Consider the following 11,917-nt stretch of genomic DNA (forward strand, 5'->3'; position numbering starts at 1 on the left):
TGATTTTAAAGGTTTAGCATGAAGATTATAACAATTTTAGGAAAACTCTTTTTTTCGTATCCGTTTATCCTCTTCATGTTGTTTCTCTTAGGTTTAGGTGCGGGTGTTGCGACGTTTGTTGAGAGTGTTTATGACACCCAAAGCGCTAAAGTGTTGATTTACGATGCCGCGTGGTACGAAGGGGTGATGCTTCTGCTCACCCTCTCCTTGCTTGGCATTATCTACAAAAATAAAATGTGGAAAAAGTTTGGTGCGTTTACGCTCCATCTTGCCTTTGTTGCGATTTTGATCGGTGCGGGATTGACGCGTTATTTTGGGTATGAGGGCATTATTCACATTAGAGAAGGCATGAGTGAAAACGAGATGCTCAGTGTCAAAGCCTATTTTCAAATAAGGACTGAAAAAGAGTCGTTTGAATTTCCTCTAGCTCTTGCGCAAGTGGGCAATAACAGCTTTTCATACCGTGATAAAATTGATGGAAAAGTTTTACATGTAAGCTACAAAAGCTTTCGTGCAGGCTCCAAAGGCGAGCTAGGAACACTGATGGTGGATGTTACGTATGATAACAAAACTCGAACCGCCAAAATAGAAGGCGGAGCGGGCTGGATCGAGCCTCCAACCGTGCTTCGTTTTGATAATGTTGAAGTAGCCCTCTCATGGGGTGCCAAAGTGGTGGAACTTCCTTTTGCCCTTAAACTCGTTGATTTTCAGCTTGAGCGTTATGCGGGTTCCATGAGTCCTTCTTCATATGCGAGCGAGATCGAAGTGATGGATGATTCTTCCAAAAGTGTCCAACCGTACCGCATTTTTATGAACCATCCGCTCACCTACAAAGGGTACACTTTTTTCCAATCTTCGTACGATACAGATGAAAAAGGAACGATTTTGGAAGTCAATAAGGATCCAGGCAAATGGCCAACGTATTTTGGGTATTTTTTACTGTGTGTCGGATTTGTGGGTAACTTTTTTACCAAAGGAAGCAGGTTTTTAAAACTGCGCGCCTTTTTGCAAAAAAGCGCTTTAGCACTTTTCCTGCCACTACTTTTAAGCACAAACGTACCTTTAAAAGCAGATACCACAGACTCCCTTGAGCTGTTTCGTAAAAATTCGTATGAGCACGCCAATGGTGCGTTTAGCGCTTTATTGGTGCAAGATTATGGCGGGCGCATCAAGCCCATTAGCACCGAAGCCGTTGAAATTGTCCATAAAATCACAGGTAAAAGTTCCCTTTTTGGACTCACTCCTGAACAGATGATCTTAGGAATGAGCTCTAATGCGGCACTTTGGCAAGAACTTCCTATCATCAAACTCTCCAACGCAAACCTTAAAAAAGTGCTGAGCTTAGCTCCTGAAACGGAGTATGTGAGTTTCGCTTCGATGTTTGATGATGAGGGCTACTACAAGTTGGCAAAACAGGTCGCTGCCGCCAATCAAAAAGCTGGGTCCAAACGCGATACCTTTGATAACGATGTGATTAAATTCGATGAAAAGCTCAACATCGCGTACCTCACACTCAAAGGGGTCTTTTTTAAATTTATTCCGATTCCCAATGATCCTGCGCACACATGGGTCACTCCCAATGATGCGTTTAACCATCCTTTGGTGAGTCGTGATATCAAAAGCACGCTCAATGACTACTTTGTAGCGCTTCAAGAGGGTATTTCGACGAACCAGTGGGAGAATGCCAACAAAGCACTCTTCGAGCTTAAAGAGAACCAGCGTATCCAAAGCGCTGAGATCATGCCCAGTGAGACACGTATTCGCGCTGAAGTGCTTTATAATCATATGGGATTGTTTCAAAAACTCGTTGGGGTTTACTTCCTTCTTGGCTTTGGTGCATTTCTTTTGGCGGTCTATTCTATCTTTACATGTAAACATTATCCCCGCCTTGAAAAGGGTGTTTTGTACCTCTTTATCACAGCTTTTATCGTACACACATTTGGGTTGGCGCTTAGGTGGTACATCTCAGGGCATGCGCCTTGGAGTGATTCGTACGAGTCGATGGTTTACATTGGTTGGTCTGCAAGTTTTGCAGGTGTTATGGTCTTTCGCAAATCCATTCTCTCTCTTGCCGCCGCGGCGATTTTAGCGGCGATTGTGATGCTCGTCGCACACATGAGTTTTGTCAATCCGCAGATCACCAATCTTGTGCCTGTGTTAAAATCGTACTGGCTGAGTATTCACGTCTCGGTCATTACGGCAAGTTACGGCTTTTTGGGTCTGGGCGCACTCCTTGGATTGATGGCATTGCTCCTTATGCTCCTTAAAAACAAAACAAATGCATCACGAATGAATGAGCAAATCAGGCATCTGGTTGCGATCAATGAGATTAGTTTGATTATCGGACTTTCGATGCTTACTATTGGAAACTTTTTTGGAGGCATCTGGGCAAATGAGTCGTGGGGACGTTACTGGGGATGGGATCCAAAAGAAACATGGTCGTTTGTCTCCATTATCGTTTATGCGCTTATTTTGCATCTTCGGTTTATTCCTAAACTCAACTCGGTGTATATTTTTTCGATTGCCTCACTTTTAGGGTACAGCTCGATTATGATGACCTATTTTGGGGTTAACTTTTACCTTACAGGCATGCACTCTTACGCCGCAACAGGCGAAAGCCCTGCGATTCCTAGCTTTGTTTATTACACGTTTATGGCAATCTTCTTGCTGTGTGCGTTAGCTTATCGGGGGCGTGATGTTAAGAGTATTTAGTTTACATGTAAAGGATAACGTATGAATTATAGTTACATCTTAGGGTTTCATATCATGGCGATGATGTCATGGATGGCAGTGATGTTTTACCTCCCTCGTCTTTACGTTTACCACAAAGAAAACATGCACAATGTTGGCTTTGTCGCAGTGGTCAAAGTGCAAGAATACAAGCTCTACAAATACATTGGTTTGCCTTCCTTTTGGGCGACCATTTCCAGTGGCGCTGTGTTAATTTACCTCAATCCTTCGCTTTTAGAACAACCATGGATGATAGCAAAGCTTGGTGTGCTCGTTCTTTTAAGTGTTTACAGTTTTAGTATGGAGCATTACAGGCTCACATTGGAGCAGAAAAAGTGTGCGCACAATGGGCAGTTTTTTAGAGCCTACAACGAAGTACCAACCTTGCTTTCGATCCTTATCGTAGGCTATGTAATCGCCAAAGATACCCTGCCTTATTTTAGCGTAGCGGTCATTCTCTTTTTTGGTGTTATTATCTATAAAATTGCGACATTAGCAGAAAATCCAGAAGTTGATATAAAGGAAGCAAAATGAAAAAAGAACTCCTCATTGTTCTATTGTGTGCCGTGATGGCACAAGCAGGTTTTATTAAAGAGGGCATGGATGCCAAAGAGAGTGGTGATCATCAAAAATTGGTTGAAATTTACGACAAAGCGTGCAATGAAGGCAAAGCTTCTGGGTGTTATAACCTAGGTGTTTTATACTCAGAGGGCACGGGTAATGTTGCGAAAGATCTCGCTAAATCAATCAAATTGTATGAAAAAGCATGTAGTGCAGATTTTGCCTCAGCCTGCTATAACTTGGGTCTTTTATATGCGGATGGCAGTGCTGTCAAACAAGATTTTTCCAAAGCCAAGACCTTTTATGAAAAATCCTGTGCGCAAGATGAAGGGTGTACCAATTTAGGACTTCTGTATGCGAATGGTGCAGGAGTAACACAAGATTATAAAAAAGCCATAGAGCTTTATACCAAAGCGTGCAAAAATGAGGACTTAATGGGCTGTAATAACCTAGGGTTTCTTTTAGCACAGGGACGTGGGGCAACGCAAGATTATAAAAAAGCGAGTGAATACTACCAAAAAGCGTGCGATGGCGATCTTGCGATGGGCTGTGACAATCTAGGGCTTTTATACGCCGTTGGTAAAGGGGTTGCGCAGGATTATACAAAATCAAGCCAATTTTATGACAAAGCCTGCAAAAGTGGTTATGAGAAGAGCTGTAATAACCTTGGTATCTTATACGCAGAAGGCAAAGGTGTGAGTGCCGATAACGCTAAAGCCAAAGAGCTTTTTAAAAGTAGTTGTGACAAAGGACTCAAAGAGGGCTGTGAGAACGTTAAACTTTTAGAGACGATCATCAAATAATGGGTTACATGTAAGGGGAAAAAATGGAAAGAAGAGAATTTTTAATTTTAGGTCTAGTATTTACTACTTCAGCGTATGCGCAGATGTTTCAAACCGTACCCGAAGCGAACGCCACATTGATACAATCTGGTAAAGACAAGTACGCGTGCCCCAATTGCGGGATGCACTTGGTGAAGTTTTACAAAACGAGTCATACGCATGAAAACCATCAGTACTGCTCCATTCACTGTCTTTATGAAGTAACGCAGGGTGTCATTCCAGAAGATGCAAAAGTGGTGGACACGATTACATTAGAGCTCATTGATGTCAAAAAAGCGTTTTATGTCGTAGGCAGTAACGTCAAAGGAACGATGACACGTACGAGCAGTTATGCGTTCGGTAGTGAAAAAGAGGCTCAAAACTTTATCTCCAACAATGGCGGTAAAATGATGAACTTTCAAGAAGCCTATGCTGTAGCCGCAGAGGATTTTCCTGAAGATTTTGGAAAAAAAGCCACGGCTTCAACGGTAGTTCCTGTGACAAAAATAGAAGTCCCCAAAGATGCAAAATGCCCCATCTGTGGCATGTTTGTCGCGAAATATCCCCAATGGGTCGCGTTGTATGATGGCGATAAAAAGTTCTATTTTGATGGTGTTAAAGATATGATGAAGTACGCATATGCTCGGAAATTAAGCAGCGATAAATTTTATGTCAGTGATTATTATAAGCTCTCAAAACTAGAAGCATCACAAGCATTTTATGTCATTGGCTCAAATGTCTATGGACCGATGGGCAATGAGCTCATCCCGTTTGCGACGCAAGAAGAAGCCCAAAGCTTTGCACGCGACCATAACGGTCAAAAAGTGATCGCTTTTGATGAAATTACCGAAGCGATGGTCAAAAGTCTATGAAATTCTTAGCCATGCTCGCCGCCTCATTTTCGATGCTTTACCTTGTATTGGTGGCGCATGCGCTAAGCTTCCCTACTCAAAAAAAAGCCGAAGAGATCACCGCACTCTCCTTACATGTAAAAGATGCCAAACCCTCTTTGAGCTTCCCAACACCTGCGTATCAAAGGTTTGTATATGCCCAGTAAAAACTTTGTTGAGTATGCCATTTTACTGCTCTTTAAAGATCGGAACGACCATCTTTTTAGCTTTTTGATCTTTTCATTTATCGTTTTTATCTTAAGTTCGGTGCTGTTTATTTCGGATTCATTGCAGTACGATCTGACTCAAAGCATCAAAGCGCAACCTTCCATTGTTGTCGAAAACACCAGCGCAGGGCGAGCGTATCCGATGCACGAAGGGCATGTGTACGATGTTTCCAAAATTACAGGCGTGAGCAGTGTTGAAGGCGTGGTTGATGGGTACCATTACTTTGCGCAAAAACGTCTGTGGTTTCATGTCATCGGTGATGCAAGTTTGGCAAAAGGTGAGATGGTGATAGGGCAGGGTGTTCAAAAAGCGATGGCGGAGCTTTACTATAAAGATGTGTTTCATTTTCTCAACGAAGAGCGTATGATCGCCGTCAAAATCGATAAAATCGCCCCCAAAGGCACCAACATTATCTCCAACGATGCGATTTATCTCAATCCCAACACGGCGCGTGCTGTTTTGGGCATGGAGATGGATGAGTACTCAAAGCTCTATGTCACCGTTCCCAATCCAAATGAAGTGAGTGAAATCGCACTCAAAATTGTCGAGCTTTACCCCAGTGTCAAAGCCACTTCGCAAGCCGATGCCATCGGTGCCGTGCGCCATTTATACTACTACAAAGGTGGCATATTTATGATTCTCTATGTCATTGCATTGGTCTCATTTTTCATTCTGCTTAAAAACCAGATCAGCTTGGTGTATGGCGAAAAGAAAAAAGAGATCGCGATTTTGCGAAGTCTTGGCTTTTGCATCAAAGATATTATCGCGCTTAAATTCATTCAAAACACGGTGGTTTCGATGAGTGCCTATCTTTTGGGTGTGGCGTTGGCTTACGTTTATGTGTTTGTCTTTAATGCACCGTATCTGCGCAATATATTTTTAGGAAGCGAGCTTGAAAACAGTATCTCCCTCACGCCTGTGGTCGATATCAATCTGCTCTTTTTGATCTTTTTATTTGGTGTCATCCCCTTCTTAGCCTTTGTCATCTTACCTGCATGGAAAATCGCGATTGGCGACATGAGCGAGGCGGTGAAATCATGAGCCAAATCGTCATTCAAAACCTAAGCAAGCTTTACAACCCAAACAAACCCAACGCCTTTTATGCACTTAAAAACATCAATCTTAGCATCGAAGATGGACAAATTGTGATCTTAAAAGGGGTGAGTGGCAGTGGCAAAAGTACACTGCTTTCGCTTATTGGAGGACTCAGTAAACCCAGTTCTGGCGAGATTTTGGTGAACGCGCAAAACATCGCCAAACTTCCCGACATCATGAGTTCCGCCTTTCGCCACCAAAAGATAGGCTTTATCTTTCAGTCGTTCAATCTTTTAGAGGGTTTGAGTGTTTATCAGAACATTTTAGCGCCCTTGGCTTTGACGAAGTTAGGCAAAGAGGCAATCCATGAAAAAGTAAGTTTGGCGATGCAACTTGCCAACATCGAGCACAAAAAAGATCAAAAGGTAGGGAGTTTAAGCGGTGGCGAGAGACAACGCTGTGCGATTGCACGAGCCGTGGTGATGGAGCCTGAGATCATCTTAGCGGATGAGCCAACGGCGAATTTGGACAAAGAAAATTCGCTGATGTTTATTGAAATTTTGAAAAAATTCAAGCTACTTCATAAAACGGTCGTCATTGCCACCCACGACACGCTGTTTGATGATCTAGCGTGCATTGATCGATGTATACAGATGCGCGATGGTGAGCTTGTGCTATGAGTATCTTCCTCTCCAATGAGATTATCGTTTTTTTGCTCATTGAGCTGATACTCATCGTTTTGATGGCGATTTCGCAGGTGAACATCGTGAGCATTCTGCGCCATTGGGATTTTGATGCGACCACGCCGTTGCAGTATGCGCTGGAGAAAAAGAACTATCTGGTCAATACGATTCTATATTTTACCGTTACATGTAAAGTGATTTTATTCCTTTTTTTTATCCAATCGCTGAACTCTTTAGCAGGCATCGTTCCAGGTGCCATGTGTTCGGCAGGCGTTGTGGGCTCAAACCATTATGGCAATGCGCTTTTGCTGTTAAAATTATTGCTCATTTTTGGTTTTGGACTCTGGCTGATTGTCAATAAACTCGATCTTGCTTCCATCACGTTTCCTTATTTGAAACGCAAATACCTGCTGTTTACCCTGCTGTTTGTCGGTGTTTTGGGTGAATTTGTACTCGAAATTCTCTACTTTTCCAACATTCCGCTCACGGTTCCTGTCTTTTGTTGCAGTGTTGTTTTTCAAGCGCCCAAGCTTCCTTTTGGCTACACGCAAACGCTTTTAGTCCTCTTTTTTTACACGCTTTTGGGAGCTATTGTACTTTTTAACACGCTCAAACAGACGATGGCAAGCTTTACATGTAACCTGCTTTTCTTGTTCATCGCCTATTACGCCATCACCTATTTTTTCGGGCTTTACATCTACGAAATGCCCAACCACAAGTGCCCGTACTGCATGCTTCAAAAGGAGTATTACTACATCGGGTATCTCATTTGGGGTTCGCTCTTTTTGGGGATTTTCTTTGGGATTATGCCATTTTTGATTGAGCGAATTACGAAAAAATCATATGTGCATCTGCTCAAATACTCTTCCATCTGCCTTCTCATCACTGCGATTGTGTGTAGTTTTTACGTGGTGCGTTACTACTTTATGACGGGTGTACTGCTATGATGAAATCTAGCTTTGCAACCTTGTTACTTTTAGGGGTTGTCGCACTGCTGATTGTAACGATGGACATTAGCGATACGCGTGTTCTAGTACGTCATGGCAATATGCAAAAAGAGCCTTTGGAAATCGTTTTAGATCAGTACCTTTGCTCGGAGAGTAAGCTGCCTATCAAAGATTTGTTCAACTCCGCTCAAGCGGTTTTGCCCAATGGCGATACGTACTTTTTTAATGACATTGGCAATGTTCTACTCTGGCTAGAGCGCCAAAAAGATCAAGAAAAAATGGTCGTGTGGGTTTATGCCCAAGATACCGAACGCTACGTTTTAGCCAAAGATGCATGGTATTCACGCGTGGAAATCACCCCGATGGGATACGGCTTTGGTGCATATGAATACCGCCTTTACGGGCAATCGGACTACTACTTCAAAGAGGTACAACTCTTCGCACTTCGCGGTGAAACCTTGCTCAATCCTTTTATCAGCGAATTGCTCAGAGAGAATAAAATTTAAGTCATATACTTTACATGTAAAGCTGTTTTGGCAAATACACTTTCATGATAGCTTTCAAATTTTTTTGTTACGGAACTAAACTGCCCATGAGATACATGTAATTAACGTGTGACATTTTAAGGATTTTTTGGATAAAATTTATATAACAAATTTTATAGAATGGTTTTAGTATGTCTTTTATTCGCACTTTTTTGATTCTTTTAGTAACATTTAGTTTTAGTTCAGCTCAAGATTTGAGTAATGTACCTCTTCGTGTTGGGATTGCGCCTCACTCCTCTCCAAGGATTATTTTTGAATCGCATCAAGATTTAAAACTCTTTTTAGAAGCGTATTTTCATAGACCTGTTCAAATTATGACAGCCAAAAGTTTTAGTGAGTTTTCTAAAAAATGCAATCAAGGTGAGTCGTATGATATGATTTTGACGTCTCCTAATTTAGCACTTTTGGCGCAAAGACTCGCTTCGTATGTGCCTTTGATGACTTATACGAAAGGGCTTGAAACGATTATTTTAAGTCGTTCTCAAGATGTGCTTATCAAAGCGCCAAAACCTTTAAGAGTCGCAGGACAAGATCCTGTTTCTTTTGCAACTCTTTGTGCAGAAGAGTGGCTTGAGAGCCAAGGTTTGCATGAAGATCATGATCTAAATTATGTCTATTATATTAGTGCATCGGATAGTTTGGCAACTATTTTGGTGAGGGACGAAGTGGATTTGGCGATTATGTCTTTGCCTAATTATTTAAAGCTCACGGATGAACTTCGATCCCACGTCACGATTTTGTACCATAGCCCTGCACGACCAAGTAGAATTTTTCTAGCAAAAGAGGCTAATGGTGTGAGCGTAGAAGAGTGGGGCAAAGCTTTGAGTGCATTTTCGAAGAGCCCTGAGGGTTCAAAACATTTGGAAACGACACAATTAGAGGCATTTAAAATGCTCACGCCTGATGCATTAGAAGATTTAAACGGTATTGCCAACAAAACATTAAAGAGATTGGGTCAATAAAGACGCATGAAGTTATCTCTCTCTTGGAAATGGCTGATTGCAAGCTTGTGTATTGAAAGTCTTATGCTTTCGGTATTGGTCTATAGGAATGTTCAACAGTTAAGTGAAAGTTTATTGGTGCAAACCAGTATGCGATTGGAAACGCAAAAAACACTTTTGCAAAGCGCTCTAATAGCCCCTTGGCTACAGATGGACTATGCCACCATACAGTCTGTTTTAGAAGAATCTCAACAGGTTCAAAGTATCAATTACCTTGTCGCACTGAATACGCAATCTCAGCCTATTGCAAGTGTTGGTTGGCCTTTAGAGAAGGAGCTTCCACCTGTCAATAATAACCCGTTTGGTCAAAGTTCTCTCCTCAATGAACGTTATGATACGAGTATTGACATTGTCGTATCAGGTCAAAAATTGGGTTCGGTTCGTATTGGATTATCGACTCTTTTCTATACACAGGCGCGAGACTCGATGATTTTCAAAAGTATTGTCATTGCCCTCATCGAAATCTTTTTCTCTGCACTGTTACTCATTACTCTCAATCGATGGATTATTCGCAATTTAACAAAGTTAATGCAGAGTGCTAATGCAATCGCACAGGGTGATTACAGTAAAAGACTAGAACTTAGTGGAGACCAAGAGACAGCAGAACTTGCATGTGCCTTTAATGCGATGGCAAATACAATCCAAGAGAGGATTCATTCCCTTGAAGAAGTGCATCAGGAAGAAAAAAAACTTTCGGATAAATTGGAGCGTATTGCACACTATGATACGTTAACCAATCTTCCAAATCGCGTCTTATTAGCCGATAGATTGCATCAAGCGATGGCTCAATCAAACCGCCATAATCGCTCTTTGGCTATTATTTATCTTGATCTTGACGGGTTTAAAAGTATTAACGATACCTACGGTCATCATATAGGCGATATTCTTCTCGTGACGCTTGCTGGGCGCATGGAGCAAATTTTGCGCGAAGGGGATACCTTATCGCGTATTGGTGGTGATGAGTTTGTGATCGTTCTCAACGATATAAAAGAAGTCAAACTATGTGAACTCATTTTGGAGCGCTTATTACATGTCACGAATATGCCTGTTATCATTAATGATATTTCCGTGCAAGTTTCGTCTAGCATTGGAGTAACCTTTTACCCTCAAGATGGTGCAAGTGCCGATCAGTTAATGCGCCATGCCGATCAAGCGATGTATTTAGCAAAGCAGTCTGGTAAAAATAGTTATCGTTTTTTTGATTTAGATCAAAATGTCTCTTTGCAGGCACAACGTGATTATTTCTTGGAAGTGGCCAATGCGCTTGCACATAAAGAATTTGTGCTCTATTATCAGCCAAAAGTGAATATGAAAACAGGAGAAATCATAGGTGCTGAAGCACTCATAAGATGGGAACATCCACAAAAAGGTTTGGTGATGCCACTCTCGTTTTTACCATTTTTAGAAAATCATTCCCTGAGTATTGAAATAGGAGAATGGGTGATTCACTCTGCATTATCGCAAATAGGCCAATGGCATAAAATAGGGTTCAATCTTCCAGTCAGCATTAATATCAATGCGTATCAACTGCAACAAAATGATTTTATGGCGCGTTTTAAAGCGATACTCGAAGCGCATAGCGATGTTGATCCTAGCCTCTTAGAAGTCGAAATTTTAGAAACGAGTGCTGTTGAAGACATCGTTCATGTCTCTGCCATTATGCAAAGTTGCCATGCTTTAGGAGTACATTTTGCATTGGACGACTTTGGTACGGGATATTCTTCATTAACATATTTAAAACGTTTACCTGCAAAAACGCTCAAAATTGATCAAAGCTTTATTCATGATATGCTTGATGATCCTGATGATCTTGCCATTATTGAAGGGGTACTCGGTTTAGCAAGAGCCTTTCGAAAAAATGTTATTGCTGAAGGTGTTGAATCGGTTGATCATGGTCTTTGTCTTTTAGCGTTAGGATGTGAGTTTGCTCAAGGATACGGAATCGCAGAGCCAATGCCTCCTCAAGAATTTTTGTTTTGGGTAGAGGCATGGAAACCAGATGCCCGTTGGATGGCTTGGCAAAATCGTGTACCAAATTCAGACTCTATGCAATGGTTGTTTGCAGCAGTAGAACACAATGCGTGGGTTAAATCTCTCAAAAATTATATTCAAGAAGGCTATGGAAATCCTCCTCTTCTCAATGAGCATTTATGTCGTTTTGGTATATGGTTTGATCGTGAAATACGAGGAACGTGCAAGGAAGAATTGTGGTTTAAAAAAATCGACTCTTTGCATCACAGACTCCATACTTTAGGCACAAAATTGGTAAATACTGTTTTGACTCAAAAAGAACATTCCATAACGTTGTATACCATGTCGCAGATCAATCGGATGAATAAGATGATAATAGCACTGTTGTACGAGCGAATCTATAGCGAAGAAAACGTTAAAGAAAGGGTGGAATAAAAATGCTCTTACTTTTATTCTAGATGTATAGAGTTTTTAGTGCGATGACATTGTCTTTTCTGCAAGCCTT

At 41.5% G+C, this 11,917-nt stretch carries 11 protein-coding genes; all 11 read left to right on the top strand.

What is annotated here, in order from left to right; genetic code table 11:
• The first annotated feature begins 18 nt into the window (after positions 1-18).
• Entirely contained in the window at positions 19-2,712 is a 2,694-nt protein-coding gene (locus tag SJPD1_RS05315; protein WP_096046288.1) for a cytochrome c biogenesis protein CcsA, read from the top strand.
• Between the two features lie 21 nt (positions 2,713-2,733).
• Positions 2,734-3,264 carry a CopD family protein gene (locus SJPD1_RS05320; RefSeq protein ID WP_096046289.1) on the top strand — a complete coding sequence of 177 codons (531 nt, stop codon included), beginning with the start codon at positions 2,734-2,736 and terminating at the stop codon, positions 3,262-3,264.
• Positions 3,261-4,094: a tetratricopeptide repeat protein gene (locus SJPD1_RS05325; protein ID WP_096046290.1), complete on the top strand. Its 834-nt coding sequence runs from the start codon at positions 3,261-3,263 to the stop codon at positions 4,092-4,094. The genes SJPD1_RS05320 and SJPD1_RS05325 overlap by 4 nt, the downstream gene beginning before the upstream one ends.
• A 23-nt stretch (positions 4,095-4,117) precedes the next feature.
• Positions 4,118-4,984 (top strand): nitrous oxide reductase accessory protein NosL, encoded by an 867-nt coding sequence (locus tag SJPD1_RS05330; RefSeq protein ID WP_096046291.1) that lies wholly within the window; start codon positions 4,118-4,120, stop codon positions 4,982-4,984.
• Positions 4,981-5,169: a hypothetical protein gene (locus SJPD1_RS05335; protein WP_096046292.1), complete on the top strand. Its 189-nt coding sequence runs from the start codon at positions 4,981-4,983 to the stop codon at positions 5,167-5,169. Before SJPD1_RS05330 ends, SJPD1_RS05335 begins: the two co-directional genes overlap by 4 nt.
• Positions 5,159-6,271 carry an ABC transporter permease gene (locus tag SJPD1_RS05340; RefSeq protein ID WP_096046293.1) on the top strand — a complete coding sequence of 371 codons (1,113 nt, stop codon included), beginning with the start codon at positions 5,159-5,161 and terminating at the stop codon, positions 6,269-6,271. The genes SJPD1_RS05335 and SJPD1_RS05340 overlap by 11 nt, the downstream gene beginning before the upstream one ends.
• On the top strand, positions 6,268-6,945 hold the full coding sequence (locus tag SJPD1_RS05345) for an ABC transporter ATP-binding protein (RefSeq protein WP_096046294.1): 678 nt from the start codon (positions 6,268-6,270) through the stop codon (positions 6,943-6,945). Before SJPD1_RS05340 ends, SJPD1_RS05345 begins: the two co-directional genes overlap by 4 nt.
• Positions 6,942-7,895 (top strand): hypothetical protein, encoded by a 954-nt coding sequence (locus SJPD1_RS05350; protein ID WP_096046295.1) that lies wholly within the window; start codon positions 6,942-6,944, stop codon positions 7,893-7,895. Before SJPD1_RS05345 ends, SJPD1_RS05350 begins: the two co-directional genes overlap by 4 nt.
• Positions 7,892-8,401 carry a hypothetical protein gene (locus SJPD1_RS05355; RefSeq protein ID WP_096046296.1) on the top strand — a complete coding sequence of 170 codons (510 nt, stop codon included), beginning with the start codon at positions 7,892-7,894 and terminating at the stop codon, positions 8,399-8,401. The genes SJPD1_RS05350 and SJPD1_RS05355 overlap by 4 nt, the downstream gene beginning before the upstream one ends.
• A 170-nt stretch (positions 8,402-8,571) precedes the next feature.
• Positions 8,572-9,402 (top strand): phosphate/phosphite/phosphonate ABC transporter substrate-binding protein, encoded by an 831-nt coding sequence (locus SJPD1_RS05360; RefSeq protein ID WP_096046297.1) that lies wholly within the window; start codon positions 8,572-8,574, stop codon positions 9,400-9,402.
• A gap of 6 nt (positions 9,403-9,408) precedes the next feature.
• The gene (locus SJPD1_RS05365) at positions 9,409-11,847 is read left to right on the top strand and encodes an EAL domain-containing protein (protein WP_096046298.1); all 2,439 of its coding nucleotides are present in this window, start codon (positions 9,409-9,411) and stop codon (positions 11,845-11,847) included.
• Positions 11,848-11,917 lie beyond the last annotated feature (70 nt).

This window comes from Sulfurospirillum diekertiae (genome assembly GCF_002309535.1).
Classification (GTDB): Bacteria; Campylobacterota; Campylobacteria; order Campylobacterales; family Sulfurospirillaceae; genus Sulfurospirillum; species Sulfurospirillum diekertiae.

Coding starts and splice junctions, on each gene's coding strand:
- SJPD1_RS05355 (WP_096046296.1), top strand. CDS start 7,892: ATGATGAAATCTAGCTTTGCAACCTTGTTACTTTTAGGGGTTGTCGCA.
- SJPD1_RS05335 (WP_096046292.1), top strand. CDS start 4,981: ATGAAATTCTTAGCCATGCTCGCCGCCTCATTTTCGATGCTTTACCTT.
- SJPD1_RS05320 (WP_096046289.1), top strand. CDS start 2,734: ATGAATTATAGTTACATCTTAGGGTTTCATATCATGGCGATGATGTCA.
- SJPD1_RS05365 (WP_096046298.1), top strand. CDS start 9,409: ATGAAGTTATCTCTCTCTTGGAAATGGCTGATTGCAAGCTTGTGTATT.
- SJPD1_RS05340 (WP_096046293.1), top strand. CDS start 5,159: ATGCCCAGTAAAAACTTTGTTGAGTATGCCATTTTACTGCTCTTTAAA.
- SJPD1_RS05315 (WP_096046288.1), top strand. CDS start 19: ATGAAGATTATAACAATTTTAGGAAAACTCTTTTTTTCGTATCCGTTT.
- SJPD1_RS05345 (WP_096046294.1), top strand. CDS start 6,268: ATGAGCCAAATCGTCATTCAAAACCTAAGCAAGCTTTACAACCCAAAC.
- SJPD1_RS05330 (WP_096046291.1), top strand. CDS start 4,118: ATGGAAAGAAGAGAATTTTTAATTTTAGGTCTAGTATTTACTACTTCA.
- SJPD1_RS05325 (WP_096046290.1), top strand. CDS start 3,261: ATGAAAAAAGAACTCCTCATTGTTCTATTGTGTGCCGTGATGGCACAA.
- SJPD1_RS05350 (WP_096046295.1), top strand. CDS start 6,942: ATGAGTATCTTCCTCTCCAATGAGATTATCGTTTTTTTGCTCATTGAG.
- SJPD1_RS05360 (WP_096046297.1), top strand. CDS start 8,572: ATGTCTTTTATTCGCACTTTTTTGATTCTTTTAGTAACATTTAGTTTT.